This is a genomic window from Rhodobium gokarnense, from assembly GCF_025961475.1.
Taxonomy (GTDB): domain Bacteria; phylum Pseudomonadota; class Alphaproteobacteria; order Rhizobiales; family Rhodobiaceae; genus Rhodobium; species Rhodobium gokarnense.
In genome coordinates this window covers 49,201-66,350 of record NZ_JAOQNS010000007.1, presented here as the reverse complement: position 1 = coordinate 66,350, position 17,150 = coordinate 49,201, and the positions used below count along the sequence as shown (strand labels likewise).

The window sequence follows — 17,150 nt, the reverse complement described above, 5'->3', positions numbered from 1 at the left end:
CCCTACTCCCTTCGCGGCGGCGCCGCGGTCAGATCGGCATCCGCATGATCTGTTCATAGGCGGCGATCACCTTGTCGCGCACCGACACCATGGTCTCCAGTGCCACTTCGGTCTCCGCCACCGCAGTGACCACGTCGACGACGCTCGCCTTGCCCTGCAGCATGTCGACCGCCTTTCCTTCCGCGGCGCGGCCGTCGCTGACGACCTCCTTTGCGGCGTCGGTGACGAGGTTGGCGAAATCCGGCCGCGCCAGCGCCTCCTTGGGATCGACAACCTTTCCCGAGTTTGACTGATTCGCCAGCCGGAGGGCGGCATTATAGGCGTTGGCGGCAATCGACGGTGTCGTCATGGTGCGGTCCTCGTCTGGCGAAGGCGAAAGGGCGGGCCGTCAGCGGCCGTCAGCCCCTGAGGATGTCCACGGTCCGCTGCAGCATGGTGCGCGTCGAGCGGATCACGTTGAGATTGGCTTCGTAGCTGCGCTGGGCCTGGCGCATGTCGACGGTCTCGATCAGCGTGTTGACGTTCGGCATCTTGACGTAGCCGTTGGCGTCCGCCGCCGGATGGCCGGGCTCGTAGCGGGTCTTGAAATCCGACCGGTCCTCGGCGACACGGCCGAGCTTGACCGTCGCCGCATCGAGCTCGCGGTCGAACTTCGTCACGAAGGTCGGGATCTTGCGCCGGTAGGGGTCGCCCTCCGGCGTGCGCGCGGTCGAATCGGCGTTGGCGATGTTTTCGGCGATCACCCGCATGCGGCCGTTCTGGGCCCTGAGGCCGGAGGCGGCGACCATGATCGATTTCAGAAAATCCATGCCGGATCGGTCCTTTCTGGCGCAAAGGCGCCGTCAGCGGCTGCGCACGGCCATCTTCAGGATGCCGAGGCCGCGCGAATAGAGCGTCGTTGCGGTCTGGTAGTCCATCTGGTTGGAGGTGATCTTCATCATCTCCTCTTCCAGCGTCACGCCGTTGCCGTTCGGGGTCAGTTGGAACTCGTCGTCCTTTTCCGAAAACCGCGGATCGCCGGGCGACACGGGGATATGCATCGGATGGGTCAGCCGCGCGCCGATGCCGGGCTGGGTCTGGGCCAGCGCCCGGTCGAAGCTGACCTTCTTGAGGTCCTTTCCCTCAAAGTCGGGCGTGTCCGCATTGGCGATGTTCTCGGCGAGGACGCCCTGGCGCACCTGGTGCCAGTGCATCTTCGTCCGCAACGCCTGGAACAGCCGCAAATCGGTGAACGCCACGGTGAATCCCCTTGCGCATCGAACGGTCCGGCATATCTTGCCGGCTTCATGGTTAACGGGGTGTTAACGCGCTTAACGATCGGGTAACCATGTTGCCGGAAGAAACGGCTTGGTTGCTGGCATTGCCTGCGGCGTTTGAACCGCACGGACACGGCCATGCGGCAACATTTGCCGGCTTCTGTTAACCTTGCCGGAAACGGCGCGAGATTCGCGCGCGCACCGTTCGCTACCTCGGGAGGCCGAACCGCATGAGTGACTGGCTGATGGAGACCTTCGGCATGAGCGCCGGATGGGCCCGCGGCATCCAGGTCGTGATCGCCTTCGTGATCGTCTTTGCCCTGCTTGCGGCCTTCCTGTGGATCATGCGGCGCCTGACCCGGACCGGCTTCGGCCAGGGCGGGCGCACGCGCCAGCCGCGGCTGGCGATCATGGACCAGGCCCATATCGACACACGGCGCCGGCTCGTGCTGGTGCGGCGGGACAATGTGGAGCACCTGGTGCTGGTCGGCGGACCGAGCGACGTGGTGGTGGAGCAGAACATCGTCCGCGGCCAATCGATGACGCCGGGCCTGCGCGCGCCCTACCCGGCCGTTGCCCAGCCGATGCCCCAGCCGGCCGTTGCCCCGGCCGTGCCGCAGCCTGCGGCCGCGCAAGGCCCCGTTGGACCGGTTGCCGCCGCCGCGGTGGCCGCGGCCGCCGCCACCGACGACGAGATGCCGGAGCCGCCGGCCGAGACCGTACCCGACGCGGAGAGCCACGAGCCGGAGCCCGCGGCACCGCGCCGGCCCGCAGCCGAGGTGTCACCGGAAGCCCGGGCCAGCGAGGCCGAACCGCGGGCTCCCCAGCCCCATCAGCAACCGCCGCGTACTGCTGCGGCAGCCGGCATGCGCGAGCGCCCGGGCCCTGCCGGACAGCGCCCCCGGCAGCGCCCGCAACACCCGGGTGCCGCCCGTCCGCGCCCGCCGGTCGACGAGGCCGGACGGCCGCTGCAGCAGCCCGGCCAGCCCCGGCCGATGCGCCCGCAAGGGCCGCAAGGTCAGGCACAGCGCCAGCAGACTGCCGAAACGCCCGCCCGGCCCGCCAGGCCGGAAACCGCTGCCGGCCAGCCCGCCCGCGCGCCATCGCCGGCCGCACGCGAGCGCGGCGACATGCGCAAGCCCCCCCAAATTGCGGGAAATCCTGCCGGCACGGAGCGGCCTGCTGCGGCGGCCTCCTCGGGCGCAGAGCGGTCTGAGCCCGCATCGCCCCTGACGCGGCCGAGCCGCGGCCCCGCCTCGCGCCTCAGCGAAAACATCTTTGCCCGCGGCCGCGAGGCAACGTCCTCGACGGCCGGATCGATCTCCGCCGCGATCGCAGCGGCCGCCGGCCTTGCCGGGCGCAAGGGCGGCGGCAAGCCCGCCGACGAACCCGAGGCCCCCGCCCCGGAGACCGCCGCGACCGAAGCGGACATGGCCCCAGCCCCCGAGGCAAAGGCCGACGCGCCGGTGCCGGAGGCGGCTGACCGGATCGAACCCGCTTCCCCGGACGCCATCGCGCCGGCCCCCTCCTCCGCCGAACCGGCCGCGGCCGAGACCTCTGGCGACGAGGAGGCAAAAGCCGACGAGCGGCCGGACGAAGCACCGGCGGACGCCGCCTCCGAGCCGGCAAAGGTCGGTGCCGCCGAAACCGAAGCAACGGATGAGACGCCGGTCTCCGGCGCTGCCGGCGACGAGGTCAAGCCGGCGGACGGCCCGGCCGCTGAAAGCACCGATGCGCCCGCTGCCGAGAGCGGCCCGGGCGAAGAAGCGGGCGAGACCGTGAAAGGCAAGCCGATCGACGTAGCCCCCGTCGAGGTCCCCGTCCGCCCTGGCGACGATGCGGACACCGGAACGAGCCCGGACAAGGAGGTCGCGTTCGACTTCAAGCCGGAAGCGAAAGACGGCCCCGACGATGCGCCGACGGTCGAAATCGACAGCGAAGACGCCAGGAAGGACGACAAGCGGTCGCGCGAGAACGACAGCATCGAAGAAGAGATGGCCAAACTCCTCAGCGAGCTGAGCGGAAGTTCCGATAAATGATCCGAACGCCGGCCCTCAGGACGGCTTGGCACATAGGTCTGGCGGCGTGCGTCTTCTGCGGCGCGATGATGGCCGACGCGGCGTGGGCCCAGAACGTCTCCATCAATTTCGGCGACGGCACCGGCGTCACCGGACGCGCGGTCCAGCTCATCGCCCTGATCACGGTGCTGTCGCTGGCCCCGTCGATCCTCGTCATGGTGACGTCCTTCACCCGCATCGTCGTCGTGCTGTCGCTGTTGCGCTCCGCCATCGGCCTGCAGACGGCACCGCCGAACTCCGTCGTCATCAGCCTGGCGCTGTTCCTCACCGCCTTCGTCATGATGCCGGTGCTGCAGCAGGCCTATGACGACGGCATCGCGCCGCTGGTCGACGGCACCATCGAGATCGACCAGGCCTTCGAGCGCGCCTCCGTGCCGTTCCACGCCTTCATGCGCCAGCATGTGCGGGAAAAGGACCTCGGCCTGTTCATCGAGCTGTCCGGCGAGCCGGTGCCGGCAACGCCCGAGGACGTCAGCCTGCGCGTCCTGGTGCCGGCCTTCATGATTTCGGAATTGCGCCGCGCCTTCGAGATCGGCTTCCTGCTCTACCTGCCGTTCCTGATCATCGACCTCGTCATCGCCTCGGTGCTGATGTCGATGGGCATGATGATGCTGCCGCCGATCGTCATTTCGCTGCCGTTCAAGCTGATCTTCTTCGTGCTCGTCGACGGCTGGAATCTGGTCACGGGCAGCCTGGTGCGGTCCTTCGGCGTCACATAGCGCCGGGCGACCAAGACCCAAGAGCCGGCGAAACGTGCGGCGACGCTACCGGACCTCCCTACCAAACCCATTCGCGCGGCGCGGAGGGGTTTGGCAAGCGCGAACGCGCGCCGGCGCCCATGCGCCGAAAAGCCTACGTGACGTCTGAACGCAAGGAAATCTGGAAAACTAACCCGCTTCGGTCTCGGCGGGGGCCGCAGGCGCGTTTTCGGCACCCGGTGCCGGCGCCTCAGGCGGCGGCAGGCCATCCTCGCCGACGATCGCCTCTTCCATATACTGCTCGCGGTATTCCTTCAGGAAGGCGTCCGCGGAATCGGTGGCGGCAACGCGGCGGGCGACGTCGAGGAAGTCGACGCCGCGGGCATTGATCGGCTTGGTGACGATGGCGAAGGCCTGGGCGTGCGAGCTGTCCGACATCTTCTTCACATATTTGGAATTCAGCCGGTCGAGGCCGATCTGGTCGTCGGCCCGCGAATAGGCGATCGCCGCCTTCAGGATGTCGACCCGCTCCTCGTCGGTCAGCGGCAGCGGGTCGGACCAGCGGCTGCCATGCAGCCGTTCCAGCGACTCGCCCGCATCCTGCCAGCGCTCCGCATTCCAGTAGATATCGGCGCGCAGCCGCCCGACATCGGCCCCATCCATGTTGCGGATCAGGTCGATCGCCCGGTCGACCCGGCCGGTCTCCGACATCGCGCGCGCCTCGACCAGCTTGCGCTGGCGGTCGAGGCGCACCGGCAGATGGGTCTGGCGGGTCTTGGAGAGCACGGCGAGCGCCCGCTCCGGCTTGTCGGCCTTGAGGTAGACCGAGGCGAGGTCGGCGGCGATCTGCGCCCGCGCCGCGCCCTTCAGGCGGTGATCGACCTGGTGCTGCAGCAGCGAAGCCGCCTGGTCCAGGAGGTCGATATCGACCAGCCGCGCCGCCAGCCGCCGCACCATCTCGTCGCCCTGCCGGCCGATCGGCGTCATCTCGCGGAAATCGTAGTAGAGGCTGAGCGCATCGATCGGCTTCATCTCGTCGGCCTTGTCCTCAAGAAACAGCGAGGCGAAGACGGACGTCATTTCCTCGTGGATCAGCCGTGCCGTATCGGCGTTCGGCGCGGCATGGACCGCGCTCTTCATCGCCTCGAAGGCCTTGCGGTAGTCCCCTTCCGCCACCCTTAGCTGAGACAAAAAACGGAGCACCTTCAGCTCCGTTTCGTCCCCCCGCCAGAGCGTTGCAAGCTGGTCCAGCCTTTCCAGTATCTTTTCCGGTGGCATCAGGCCGTCGCGGTGCCTGAGGCGTAGCGCCATATATTCCGCCTCGATCGATGGCCGGCCGGATTTCAGCTCCGCCGCCCGGTCGAACCGCGCAAGGGCCTCCTCGCTGCGCCCCTCCGCATCGGCGATGCGCCCGCGCAAAAGGTCGTATTCGGCCATCAGGTCCCGGCCCACCGGGCCGCTGGCGATCTCGGCCAGCGCCGCTTCGGCGCCGCCATAGTCCTTGTACTCGATGGCGCTTTCGGCGACGGCGAGGTTGTAGCGGGTCTGCAGATTGAGCGGGTAGTCGCCGATCGCCGCGCGCGCGATCGGTGCCGCGGCCCGGGCCGCCGCCCAGTCGCGCTTCTGGCCGGCCGCAATGGTCCGCCACAGCGCGGCGTCGGGATTGGTCTCGAATTCCTTGCGATCGAGGATTTCCAGCGCCTCGTCGGTCCGCCCGGCGAGCGTCTCAGCCGCCGCCTGCATGATGTGGTGGGCGGAATCGGTCTGCAGTTCCAGGTCTTCCGCCTCCATCGCCCTCAGCATGGCGAGCGCCTCGAACGGCATTGCCTGGTTGATGTAGAACCGGGCAAGGCGCCGCCGGAGCTGGCTGCGCTCCTTCGGGTCGGCCTCGATCAGGTCCTCGCGGAGCTGTTCCAGGTGATCGTGGAATTCCGGCGTCGTCGTCGCCTGGTCGGTCAGGTCGATGAAGCCGACCCGCCGCCCGCCGGTCTCCGGCGCCGCAAGGCCGAGGTCGAACTCGCGTATCCGCGCCGCCTTCGACAGCGACAGCCCCTTGCTGGTCCGGCCCATGACGATGCGGTTGGGGGTCTCGCCGAAGACGCTGAAATCGTCGGAATAGCCGACCGCGGCGATGCCCTGGGCGGAGGGCAGCGTCTCCAGCTCGGCAAAACGCTGCGGCTTCAGGAGGCCGCGCGGCGGCCCGTAGGCGGTGACCACGTGGATGCGATCGCCGACAACGGGATCGTCGATCTGGTGGATCTCGGCGTAATTCTCCAGGTCGACCTTGAGCACCGAATTGCCGTTGGTCTGGATCGCCCTTGTGATCGTCAGCGGCTTGGAGGGCTCCAGCAGCATCTCGCCGATGGTGACGACCCAGGTGCTGCCGTCGGCGCCGATCGTCGTCAGCTTCTGGTCGACGAGGTCGATGCGGATCACCGTCATCGACCCGGCGCGGCGGATATCGATGGCTTCGGCCATCTTGTCGAGCACCGCGCGGATCGGCCGGGAATCGACCGGCACGGCGGTATCGAACACCATCCACAGGCTCTTGTTGCGGGAAAAGACGGCAGCGCCCACTGGACGGTCGAACGGGAACGACAGGCGGATCGTATCGCCGATGCGGTTGGCTTCGGCCCTGACGAAGGCGGCCTTGCCGAGGTCCTGGCCGCCGGTCGCCTCCGGATTGCCGCGCGAGGGCTGGTCGTCATTGACCACCACCTTGCCGTCGTCGACGTCGCGGCCGGTGACCGAGGTGATCGGCAGGTCGGTCTGCCGTTCCTGGACGAGGTCCGAGGAAGCGGCTTTCTTCAGCCTGGCGACGTCCGGGTCTTCCACGACCGCCGCCAGCGGCGTCAGATCGACCACATAGGCGTCCTCGTCGCGGAAGGCGCGCACATCGACCTTCGGCGCCAGCATCATGCTGATCTGCAGCTTGCCGTCCTCGATCGTTGCGCGGATGTCCTTCAGTTCGGCCGGCGGAACCGCCCTGATCTCGGAAAGATCAGGCTCCGCTCCGTGGTCGAAGGTCAGCGTCACCGTATCCTCCTCGTGCTCGAAGGAGTTGGTGAACGGAACGTTCCAGCGGAAGACGAAGCGGGTGAAGGTCGGGTTCTCGCCGACCTCGACGGTGATTTCCGCGCCCTTCGCCTGGTCCTTGCGCAGCTCTTCGGCCGCCTTCAGTTCGCGCGCGGCCCTCTCGGCCCGGCGCGCCAGCTCGGCGATGACCTCCGGCGGCAGGTTCGGCGGCATCCCCTGCCAGTTGCGCGGCAGGAAATCGATGAACAGCTTCTCGCCCGCCTCGATGGTGTTGACCTTGACGCCCTGGTTGAGCGCAAAGCGCAGGCCCTTGCCGTCCGGATCGGTGCGGGCCACCGTGACGTAGTCGGACAGGTCGACCGGCACCCGGTTGACGTCCACATTGGCCGGATCGGCAAAGAGAACGACGAAGACGCCGTTGGTGATCCGGGTCCTCAGCTTGGGCAGCAATTGGCGGTCGGGGAAGCTGACGATGACCCGGCCATAGGTATCGGCGCGGATGATGTCGACGCGCGCATCCTCTTCGAACACCTGGGCAAGGGCGACGGAGTGCGCCAGGACGGCGAGGAAAAGGGCCGCAAAAAGGCGCAAAACGACCGGTCCGCCGGGCACAGCAACAGCGCGCCGGGCGGCCGGGTTGTCTCGTTCCTGACGGCGCAAGGCCGAACGCCAAAACATTCCCTGGGTCTCCGATCGAACGGAGCCTAAACAATCCCGTTTAATAGCGCGTTACTTGTCGGCGCCCGGCGCGAGGGAAGGTTTCGGCCTCAAGACCCGGAGGCCGCAGGCTTGCGGCCCTGGATTTTCGGCAGCGTTCGCGTCTTTTGCGGGACGGAGTTGGTAATCTCGTCGGTCGCCAGCGCAACCGTCAGCTTTTCGGCCGCTTCCGGCGTCATCCGCGCCATCACGTCGCCGAGCTTCTGCGGCTTCATCTGCTTGGCCACCGGCACCAGCACGAGGAGATCGAGCCGGTCGAAGATTTTCGCCGCTGCCTTCGGCTTCATGGTCTCGTACATCTTGACCAGATCGGCAAGCTTGGCGTTCTTTTCTTCCTTCTTCTGCTGGACACCGGTGCTGATCGTCTTTTCCAGCTTTTTCAGCTCCGTAACGCGCTGCTCCAGGCGCTCTTCGGCGGCGCGCAGCAACTGCTCGCGCAGCTTCAGATCCTCTTCGCGCGACTTCAGCGTCTCATGGCGTTCGCCAAGGCGCTCCAGCACCGCGCGCTCCGCGGGCGAGCCCTGGCCGAGCTTAACCTCATGGCCCTGGACCGGGGCCTGGTTGGCCGCGGCCGGAAGCGGCGGCGGCGGCGGGGCGGGCTCGGCGGCGGCCTCGGCCGGCGCCGTCTCCGCAGAGCCCTCGCCTGCCGGCGCGGCCTCGGCCGTTCCTGCGTCCATCGGAGCGGGGGCGGCATCCTGCTGCTGTGCCACGGCTTCGGGAATAGGCGCCAGAAGATAGCCGCCGTCGAACGCCAGGCCGATCACCTTGAAGAAGCACAGGGCTCCCCCAGCAACGATGACGATCGGCAAGAGGCGGAGGTTGTTCACGCCGCCTGCTCCTCGGCCCCGTCACGCATCTGCTTAAGACGCGCGGCAGCGGCGCTTGCCTGGGACCGGAGATCCGGGCGCTGCGGCTTCGGCGCCGTCCGGTCGGCCGGCATGGCGGCGGCCTCGGCAATCTCCGAGATGCGCTTCAGCACCGCTTCGCCGGCGACCAGCCGGCTGTCGATCTCGGCCGACACCCGCTCCGCCTCGGCAAGGCGCTGGACCAGCGTGCGGTCGCATTCGCCGGCGGTCTCCTTCAGCCCGTGGATCGCCCGTTCGGCGATCTCGGTGGCGGTCAAGAGTTCCGAAATGGTGGCCTTCAGCACTTCCTCGTCGGCGTGCAGGCGCTTGAGGCGACGGTTGAGCACGATGCAATAGCCGATGGTCAGGACGAGCAGCAGCGTGACGAAGCCTTCAACGATGAATCCAAGGGAAAGCGTGCTCATTTGTCTGTTTCCTCGTGCATGGCGTTCTCGAAGATCGCCATGGTTGTTCGCGGTTTACGCAACCCGCGTGCGACGCGTACAGAAATCCAGTCGTCGACCCGTCCCATCCATCCTTCCGACAGGTTGATGTCGCCGCACTTGATGGTCACCGGGTCGTCGGGCCCGACATCGAAGATCAGGGTCTCGCCGACATTGAGGTCCATGATCTGCGAGATCGGCAGTTCGCGCTCGAACAGCACCGCGTCGACAGAGACCTCCGCGGCGTTGATCTCGGTCGCCAGGTGCCCTTCCCAGATCGGGTCGCGGCCGAACCGCTCGCCCATGAACATCTGCAGGAGCAGTTCGCGGATCGGCTCGATCGTGGCGTAGGGCAGCAGGATTTCGACCCGGCCGCCGCGGTCTTCCATGTCGATGCGGAATTCGACCAGGATCGCGGCATTGGCCGGCCGGGCGATGGCGGCAAAGCGCGGATTGGTCTCAAGCCGTTCGAGATTGAGGGTGACCTCCGACAGCGGCTGGAACGCCTGCTCGGCGTCCTCCAGCACGATCTCGATCATCCTCCGGACGAGGTTGGTCTCGATGGTCGTGTAGGGCCGGCCCTCGACGCGGATCGCCGGAACGCCGCGCCCGCCGCCGAGCAGCACGTCGATCATCGAGTAGATGAGGCTCGACTCCACGGTGACGAGGCCGAAATTGTCCCATTCCTCGGCCTTGAAGACGGCCAGGATCGCCGGCAGCGGGATCGAGTTGAGGTATTCGCCGAAGCGCACGGAGCGGATCGAATCCAGCGACACCTCGACGTTGTCGGAGGTGAAGTTCCTGAGGCTCGTCGTCGACAGCCGGACCAGCCGGTCGAAGACGATTTCCAGCATCGGCAGCCGTTCGTAGCTGACCATTGCTGAGTTGATCAGCGCCCGGATGCCGCTCTGCTCGCCGGCGATCTGGCCCTCGATGTTGAAGCCGAGGAGGTTGTCGATCTCTTCCTGGTTGAGGACCCGGTCGGCGCCGCGCTTGGAGTTCTCGACGTCGGCATCGCTCTCGTCGATGATCGCCGCCCAGTGCGCGGCCATATCCTCGGCGTTGCCGGCGCCCTGCTCTTCGAGGGCAGCACCCCATGCGGCCGCGAGATCGTCTTCCTCGAAGTCCTCGCCGCCGGCCTCCGGTTCCGACCAGTCCTGGTCCATTTCCTGATCGAGTTCGGGATCGTCCGCCATGACGCGCCTACTGGATGATGAGCTGCTTGAACAGCACGTCGTTGACCTTCGCCGGATAGATCGCGATGTTGATCCGGCGGTGGAGTTCCTCCTTCAGGCGGAACAGGCCCGAGGAGCCGCGCAGGTCCGTGGAGCGCAGTTCGCGCAGGTAGACCTGGAAGGTGTCGAGGATGCGCGGCAGGTACGGCTCGATCTTGTTGGCGACCGACTGGTCGTCGACTTCCAGCGAGATGCGCATCTTCAGATAGGCGTTGCGGTTGTCGATCGTCGACAGGTTCACCGTCAGCTCCGGCAGATCATAGAAATAGACCTCCTGCTGCACTTCCTGCTGGGCCGTGTCGGCCTCCGGCGGCCCGCTGTCGAACAGGCCGAGCAGGAACGCGGCGGCGCCGCCACCGAGGACCAGGAACCCGATTGCGCCGAAAAGGATGAGCTTGCGCTTGCCGGACGGTTTCCCTTCCGCGCCTTCCTCAAGCTCGTCTGTCTGTGCGTCGTCTTCGGCCATTCCAAAGGGTCCCGCAGGAAACGTGGTCCGCCCGCCTGGCAAGCGCCAAATCGAACGTCTCCATTCTTAGTAAGCGACTGGTTAACGAATGGTTTCGTGATCCTTAATCCGACCCGGCAAACCTTGCCGGACGGCAGGAATTCCCGGCAGTTTCTGCCAGCTTGCAAATTGCAAAATTCCTAAATGCTTGTTTTTGAAGGCGTTTCAAATTGGCACGCCCCATGCAATCCGATTGGCGACGTCCGGTCTGGGGAGACTGGGGCGTCGCATTGGGGAGCATTTGGGGGAGTTTGCTGCGATGGAAAACGCACAACTCATTAATCTGTCCCGTCAGGTGGTGCTTCGGCGCCAGCTCGACGTCATCGCCAACAACGTGGCGAACATCAACACGACCGGCTACAAGGCCCAGCAACTGGCCGTCGAGGAGTTCGTCATGCCGGTGGCGCGGGAGAATTCCTTCCGCCCCGGCGACAAGCCGCTGTCCTATGTGGCCGACTACACCTCGAGCTACGATTTCTCGGCCGGCCCGACGGTGCCGACCGGCAACCCGCTGGATGCCGCGATCAACGGCAAGGGCTGGTTCGCGGTCCAGACCGCCGAGGGCGAGCGCTACACCCGCAACGGCTCGTTCGGCATCAACGCCAACAGCCAGCTCGTCACCCAGGACGGCAATCCGGTGCTCGGCGAAGGCGGCCCGATCGTCTTCAGCCCGGACGACACCGGCATCCTGATCGCCTCCGACGGCACGATTTCGACGAGCCAGGGCGTTCGCGGCAAGCTGCGCATCGTCAGCTTTGCCGACGAAGGGATCCTGAAGCCCATCGGCGACAATCTGTTTTCCGGCGAGAACCCCGGCCCGAACGCCGGCGCCCGGGTCACCCAGGGCATGATCGAGCGCTCCAATGTGCGCGGCGTCGTGGAGATGACCCGGATGATCGACGTCACCCGCACCTACCAGACCGTCTCCAACATCGCCAAGCAGACCGACGATCTGCGCAAGGACGCGATCAACGCCCTCGGCCGGCTGGAGGCCTGAGCGATGACCTCCTCCCCCTCTGCAATGCCCGACGCGACCCGAGCCGTCCCCACCGACACCACCCCCACCGGCACCACCCCCACCGGCACCACCGGCACCACCGGCACCACCCATGAGATGAAGGAGCCGATGCAATGAGAGCGCTCTATTCCGCCGCCACGGGCATGCTCGCCCAGGAGCTCAACGTCGAGATCACCTCGAACAACGTGGCCAACATGCGCACCACCGGCTTCAAGCGCCAGCGTGCCGAGTTCCAGGACCTGCTCTATTCGGATCTGCGCCGGGTCGGCGCGACGACGTCGGAGACCGGCACCATGGTGCCGAGCGGCGTGCAGATCGGCTCCGGCGTGCGCACCGTGGCGACCCCGCGCGTCTTGTCCCAGGGCTCCATCTCGCCGACCGAGAAGGAACTGGACGTCGCCATCCGCGGCGACGGCTTCTTCCGCATCCGCCTGCCCGACGGCACCACCGCCTACACCCGCGACGGCTCCTTCGAGCGCGACGCGGAGGGCCAGCTCGTGACTTCCGACGGCTATATCCTGGAGCCGGGCATCACCATTCCCGACGACACCACCTCCATCACCATCAACCAGTTCGGCCAGGTCGAGGCGACCATCGGCGGCCAGACCGCGCCGCAGAACCTCGGCCAGATCGAGCTCGCCCGCTTCGCCAACAAGGGCGGCCTGCAGGCGATCGGCGACAACATGTTCCTGGAGACCGTCTCCAGCGGCCCGGAACAGACCGACAATCCGGGCGCCGAGGGCTACGGCAACCTTTTGCAGGCCCACCTGGAAATGTCCAACGTCAACGCCGTCACCGAGATTGCCGACCTGATCGCCGCCCAGCGCGCCTACGAGATGAACGCCCGCGTCATCAAGGGTGCCGACGAAATGCTGTCGACGACGGCGAACCTGCGCTAGCCGCAAGGACAACGACCATGATCGCCACCATCTCCATGATGCTTCGGCTCACCTTCGTCGCCGGCCTGCTGCTCACCGCCGCCGCGGTGCTGACGGCTCCGGCGCACGCCGACGGCGAACCGCGCCTGAAGGCCCATGTCGCCGTCGCGGACCCGATCGTCACCGTCGGCGATTTCTTCGACAATGCGGGCCCCCTTGCCCGCGAGCCGCTGTTCCGGGCACCGGACCTCGGCGAGGTCGGCAACGTGGCAGCCTGGCAGGTCGTCGATGCCGCCCGCAGCGTCGGCCTCCACGTCATCTCCACCGGCGGCCTCGACGAGGTCACCGTCGCCCGCACCGCGCTCACCCTCACCCGCGACGATCTCGTAAAGGTGATCACCGACACCATCGCGGACCGCGCCCGCATCGCCTCGCGCGATTCCCTGAACGTGACCCTGACGAACGCCCCGGACGACATCTCCGCGAGCCCGACATCGGTCGAGCCGCTGCGGCTGGTCTCGCTCAACTGGTCGCGCAACACCGGTCGCTTCACCGCCGATTTCGTCATCGACCAGGCCGAGCGCAAGAAGCGCATCCGCCTCAACGGATCGGCCCAGGAGATGATCGCGGTGGCGGTTCTGGCCCGCTCCTACGACCGCGACGAGATCGTCTCGCGCAACGACATCCTGGTGGAGAAGGTGCCGGCCGTTCAGACCAATGCGCGCTATGTCGTCGATCCGGAAAAGATCGCCGGCCTTGCCGCCCGCCGCAACCTGCCGGCCCGCCGTCCGCTCGCCGCCAGCGACTTCGCGCCGCCGATGCTGGTGCGCCGCGGCGAGACCGTCACCATCGTCTACGAGGCCCCTGGCCTGCTGCTCACCGCCCGCGGCCAGGCGCAGGAATCCGGCGCCGAGAACGACATGGTCAATGTCAGCAACACCCAGTCCCGGCGCATCGTGCGCACCCGGGTCATCGGCCGCGGCAAGGTCTCCGTGACCACTGCCCAGCCAAAAATCATCAAGCTTTCGGAGGCCCAGCAATGACGATCCGGCCGTTCCTTCTCGTCGCGCTCGTCGGCGCCCTCGGCCTCGGCGGCTGCGGTACCGCGGACAAGCTGAAGAATGTCGGCAAGGAGCCCGCGCTCTCGCCGATCGAGAACCCCCAGGCGATGCCCGGCTACCGGCCGGTGCAGATGCCGATGCCGCAGCCGATCCCGGTGCACTACAATTCCAACTCGCTGTGGCGCTCGGGCAACCGCAACTTCTTCAAGGACCAGCGGGCGCAGAACGTCGGCGACATCCTGACCGTCAAGGTCGCGATCACCGACAAGGCCGAGTTCGACAACGCCACCGAGCGCACGCGCTCGGCCGGCGAGGATTTCGGCGCCGGCGGCGTCGTCGGTTCGGTGCTCAGCAAGGTGTTCCTGCCGAAGGGCGTCGACTCCTCGGCCGCCGTCAACATGACCACGGAATCGTCCCACAAGGGCGAGGGCTCGGTGAACCGGTCGGAAGAACTGGAGACCAACGTCGCGGCCGTCGTCACCCAACTGCTGCCGAACGGCAACATGGTGATCGAGGGCCGCCAGGAGGTCCGGGTCAATTTCGAGGTTCGCGAACTGGTCGTCGCCGGCGTGGTGCGGCCCGAGGACATCGCTTCCGACAACACCATCGAGTCCTCCAAGATCGCCGAAGCGCGCATCGCCTATGGCGGCCGCGGCCAGATCACCGACGTCCAGCAGCCGCGCTACGGCCAGCAGGTCTACGACATCGTCATGCCGTTCTGATCACGGCAGATCTGATCCGCCCGTTCCAACCACAACGGAGGAATTCAAAAAGCTCCCCAAGCCGTTCACCGTGCTCCCCCAAGCCGAACGGCCGGCGCGGCCCCTCCCCCAAGGGGCCGCGCCTCCTCTTTCCTGGAAGACCTTGGGCGGCCCCTCCCCCAAGGGGCCGCGCCTCCTCTTTCCTGGAAGACCTTGGGCGGCCCCTCCCCCAAGGGGGCCGCGCCTCCCCTTTTCTGAAAGGCCGTGGGCAGCCCCGTCCCCATCAGCCGCGCCTCCATTTTTAGAAGACAAGTGTCAGGGCTTCACCCGGCCCAAGGCCGCTGCATGCGGCGACGTCAGGCTTTTAAGGAACGCGACGAGATCGGCGATCTCCTTGTTAGAAAGATCGATGGGCCCGATCAGCGGCGACAGGGTTTTGTGGGGCACGCCGCCGTCGGCGTAGAAGCGCACCGCCTCGCCTAGCGTTTTCACCGAGCCGTCATGCATGTAGGGCGCCATCAGCGCGACGTTGCGCAAGGACGGGGTCTTGATCCGGTAGCGATCGAAGGCCCGCCCCGTCGCCTCCTCCCGGCCGCGATCGATCTCGTCCGGCACCGCCTTTTGCGCGTTGCGCCAGGCAATGCCGGTGTCGTGGAACTTGCCATCGGTGAATGGCGCCGAGGTCGCGCCGATGCGGTGGCAGGCGGCGCACTCCGCCTTGCCGCGAAAGAGCCGGAACCCGCGCACTGCCGCCGGCGGCAGCGCATCCTCGTCCTTGCCGAAGAACCAGCGGTCGAACGGACTGTCGGCGGCGACGAGCGAGCGCTCATAGGCGGCGAGCGCCGCGCCGAGCGTTTCGGCCGAAACGGACCTCCCGAACGCCGCCTCGAACCGGCCCCGATAGTCCTCAAGGCCTGAAACTCTGGCAACGACCGCATCGAGCGACGGCGCCCCGAACTCGCGCGGCTCGGTCATCGGCACCAGCGCCTGGGCCTCCAGCGTTGCCGACCGACCGTCATGGAAGAACGGGCCATGCCAGGCAACGTTCAGCAGCGTCGGCGCATTGCGCCGCAACGGCCGCCCGTCATTGCCGTCGGGCCGCGCCCGGTCGGTCTGAGAAAAACCTTCGGCGGGCACATGGCACGTGGCGCATGCCATTTGCCTGCCTTCCGATAGCCGCGCGTCGAAAAAGAGTTTCTTGCCGAGCGCGACCTGCCCTTCGGTGGCTGCCGATTCTACCGCAAGCGGCGGCAGCCCGAAGGCCGCATCACCCGGGCCGGGGTCCGCGTCAGCCGCACCCGACAGCACCGCAAAAAAGCCCCCTGCCAGAGCGGCAAGCCGAAGAGAAAAACCGTTGAGGAAGAAAGGTCCGGCGGCCATTCGTCGACTATAAGCGCCCGCCGCCACCGGCCGGATACAAAAAAGGCGCCGCGAAGGCGCCTTTTTCTTGGCATCGCATGTCACGATGGGTGTGCTCAATCGTCCCGATAGACCCGTTCGCGCCGCTCGTGGCGCTCCTGGGCTTCGATCGACAGCGTTGCGATCGGTCGCGCGTCGAGACGCTTCAGCGAAATCGGTTCCCCTGTGTCTTCGCAATAGCCGTAGGTGCCGTCCTCGATCCGCCCGAGCGCCGCGTCGATCTTTGCGATCAGTTTGCGCTGCCGGTCGCGGGCCCTCAGTTCGATCGCCCTGTCGGTTTCCGACGAGGCACGGTCCGCAAGATCGGGATGGTTCTGGTTTTCTTCCTGAAGATTGGCGAGCGTTTCCTTGCTTTCCCGGAGGATGTCTTCCTTCCAGGCAAGGAGTTTTGCCTTGAAGTATTCACGTTGCCGTTCGTTCATGAACGGCTCGTCGTCCGAAGGACGGTAGGTCTTAACACTAGTCTCCACCATACAACCTCTCAACGAGCGGCTACCAGCCGCGCGGAATATAACGGCGGCCGGACGCGGATACAATCAACCTCACGAGAAATTTCATCCGGCATTTCAGGAGCATGCACGGATCAGCTAACCTGCCGTGATGACTTGGGAAATCAGCTTCGCCGGAGAACTGTTTGCTGGGCCTTCGCGCTGACCGGAGTGCGGTCACGCCCCGGCCGGAAAGCGATTGCGCTTGGCTAGTTCGACGCGCACCCGAAGCTCGATTTCGCCGAGCACCCCGTTCAGATCGGGATCATCGGTTGTAATCCGCCGCTCCACCATGTGGCTCAGCCGGTCGAGCTGGGCATCGCTGATATCGCCGGAAAAGAGCGCGATTTTCAGCTCTTCCAGCGTGTCGAGCATGGCGTGGGAGTGGCTGACGGCGCGCTTGCGCTCCGCGGTCGGATCCTCCACCCCCTGCAGCGCCAGAATCGCCTCGATGCCCTGGATCGACTGCCCGGCCGCCGTTGACGGCGCCTGCGGCGTACCGCTGGACGACGACAGCGAAAAGCCGCCGCCGGACGCGCGGCGCCCGCCGCCGCCCTTGGCGGTCTTTACCTGATTGGTCCGTCCGGGTCCGTTGACATACATGGCGTCGAATCTAGAGCCCCGATTGCGTCTGGTGACAGAATTTTCCCGAACGGTAAACGAAGCGTTAACGGGTCGGCAATTGTTGCCGGGCGGCAACCCGTGACCGCCTGCCACCACAGGTCGCGCTCAGTCGATTTTGGCGCATTTCCAAGAGGTTACGAGACCGCCG

The 17,150-nt window shown here is 66.6% G+C and carries 18 protein-coding genes; 7 read left to right on the top strand and 11 right to left on the bottom strand.

Annotation, left to right across the window (positions count from 1 at the left end; translation table 11 throughout):
• Positions 1–28 precede the first annotated feature (28 nt).
• The 3 genes from M2319_RS13335 to flgB are packed head-to-tail and all read right to left on the bottom strand — an operon-like array spanning position 29 to position 1,238.
• Positions 29–349 (bottom strand): flagellar hook-basal body complex protein FliE, encoded by a 321-nt coding sequence (locus M2319_RS13335; protein WP_264601957.1) that lies wholly within the window; start codon positions 347–349, stop codon positions 29–31.
• A gap of 49 nt (positions 350–398) precedes the next feature.
• The gene (gene flgC / locus M2319_RS13330; RefSeq protein WP_264601956.1) at positions 399–809 is read right to left on the bottom strand and encodes a flagellar basal body rod protein FlgC; all 411 of its coding nucleotides are present in this window, start codon (positions 807–809) and stop codon (positions 399–401) included.
• A gap of 33 nt (positions 810–842) precedes the next feature.
• Positions 843–1,238: a flagellar basal body rod protein FlgB gene (flgB, locus tag M2319_RS13325; protein ID WP_264601955.1), complete on the bottom strand. Its 396-nt coding sequence runs from the start codon at positions 1,236–1,238 to the stop codon at positions 843–845.
• Between the two features lie 248 nt (positions 1,239–1,486).
• Here flgB and M2319_RS13320 point away from each other — a divergent pair, with 248 nt between their 5' ends.
• Positions 1,487–3,295 (top strand): flagellar biosynthetic protein FliO, encoded by a 1,809-nt coding sequence (locus tag M2319_RS13320; RefSeq protein WP_264601954.1) that lies wholly within the window; start codon positions 1,487–1,489, stop codon positions 3,293–3,295.
• 65 nt (positions 3,296–3,360) lie between these two features.
• Positions 3,361–4,053, top strand: a complete 693-nt coding sequence (gene fliP / locus M2319_RS13315) for a flagellar type III secretion system pore protein FliP (protein ID WP_264602144.1) — start codon at positions 3,361–3,363, stop codon at positions 4,051–4,053.
• A gap of 168 nt (positions 4,054–4,221) precedes the next feature.
• Here the strand turns inward: fliP and M2319_RS13310 are convergent, their stop codons facing one another.
• The 5 genes from M2319_RS13310 to M2319_RS13290 form a co-directional block, all read right to left on the bottom strand.
• Complete coding sequence (locus tag M2319_RS13310; protein WP_264601953.1) at positions 4,222–7,659, bottom strand: tetratricopeptide repeat protein; 3,438 nt, start codon at positions 7,657–7,659, stop codon at positions 4,222–4,224.
• A 176-nt stretch (positions 7,660–7,835) separates the two neighbouring features.
• Positions 7,836–8,612 (bottom strand): MotE family protein, encoded by a 777-nt coding sequence (locus M2319_RS13305; protein WP_264601952.1) that lies wholly within the window; start codon positions 8,610–8,612, stop codon positions 7,836–7,838.
• Positions 8,609–9,055, bottom strand: a complete 447-nt coding sequence (locus M2319_RS13300; RefSeq protein ID WP_264601951.1) for a DUF6468 domain-containing protein — start codon at positions 9,053–9,055, stop codon at positions 8,609–8,611. The genes M2319_RS13305 and M2319_RS13300 overlap by 4 nt, the downstream gene beginning before the upstream one ends.
• Positions 9,052–10,269 (bottom strand): flagellar motor switch protein FliM, encoded by a 1,218-nt coding sequence (gene fliM / locus M2319_RS13295; protein WP_264601950.1) that lies wholly within the window; start codon positions 10,267–10,269, stop codon positions 9,052–9,054. The genes M2319_RS13300 and fliM overlap by 4 nt, the downstream gene beginning before the upstream one ends.
• Before the next feature lie 7 nt (positions 10,270–10,276).
• The gene (locus M2319_RS13290) at positions 10,277–10,774 is read right to left on the bottom strand and encodes a flagellar basal body-associated FliL family protein (protein ID WP_264601949.1); all 498 of its coding nucleotides are present in this window, start codon (positions 10,772–10,774) and stop codon (positions 10,277–10,279) included.
• Between the two features lie 298 nt (positions 10,775–11,072).
• Between M2319_RS13290 and flgF the strand changes: the two genes are divergently transcribed.
• Genes flgF through flgH form a run of 5 tightly spaced genes read left to right on the top strand, consistent with a single transcriptional unit; the run spans position 11,073 to position 14,492 of the window.
• A complete protein-coding gene (gene flgF, locus M2319_RS13285; protein ID WP_264601948.1) occupies positions 11,073–11,810 on the top strand; it encodes a flagellar basal-body rod protein FlgF in 738 nt (245 codons plus the stop codon).
• A 3-nt stretch (positions 11,811–11,813) separates the two neighbouring features.
• Entirely contained in the window at positions 11,814–11,948 is a 135-nt protein-coding gene (locus M2319_RS13280) for a hypothetical protein (protein ID WP_264601947.1), read from the top strand.
• Positions 11,945–12,730 (top strand): flagellar basal-body rod protein FlgG, encoded by a 786-nt coding sequence (gene flgG / locus M2319_RS13275; RefSeq protein ID WP_111436535.1) that lies wholly within the window; start codon positions 11,945–11,947, stop codon positions 12,728–12,730. The genes M2319_RS13280 and flgG overlap by 4 nt, the downstream gene beginning before the upstream one ends.
• A gap of 17 nt (positions 12,731–12,747) precedes the next feature.
• Positions 12,748–13,752 (top strand): flagellar basal body P-ring formation chaperone FlgA, encoded by a 1,005-nt coding sequence (gene flgA / locus M2319_RS13270; protein WP_264601946.1) that lies wholly within the window; start codon positions 12,748–12,750, stop codon positions 13,750–13,752.
• Positions 13,749–14,492: a flagellar basal body L-ring protein FlgH gene (gene flgH / locus M2319_RS13265; RefSeq protein WP_264601945.1), complete on the top strand. Its 744-nt coding sequence runs from the start codon at positions 13,749–13,751 to the stop codon at positions 14,490–14,492. The genes flgA and flgH overlap by 4 nt, the downstream gene beginning before the upstream one ends.
• Before the next feature lie 294 nt (positions 14,493–14,786).
• Here flgH and M2319_RS13260 read toward each other — a convergent pair whose 3' ends face one another.
• The 3 genes from M2319_RS13260 to M2319_RS13250 all read right to left on the bottom strand — a co-directional run bounded on the left by M2319_RS13260 (position 14,787) and on the right by M2319_RS13250 (position 16,981).
• Positions 14,787–15,950 (bottom strand): cytochrome-c peroxidase, encoded by a 1,164-nt coding sequence (locus M2319_RS13260; protein WP_264601944.1) that lies wholly within the window; start codon positions 15,948–15,950, stop codon positions 14,787–14,789.
• Positions 15,947–16,363 carry an RNA polymerase-binding protein DksA gene (gene dksA, locus M2319_RS13255; RefSeq protein WP_111436539.1) on the bottom strand — a complete coding sequence of 139 codons (417 nt, stop codon included), beginning with the start codon at positions 16,361–16,363 and terminating at the stop codon, positions 15,947–15,949. Before dksA ends, M2319_RS13260 begins: the two co-directional genes overlap by 4 nt.
• Before the next feature lie 192 nt (positions 16,364–16,555).
• Entirely contained in the window at positions 16,556–16,981 is a 426-nt protein-coding gene (locus M2319_RS13250) for a flagellar assembly protein FliX (protein ID WP_264601943.1), read from the bottom strand.
• Between the last annotated feature and the right edge of the window lie 169 nt (positions 16,982–17,150).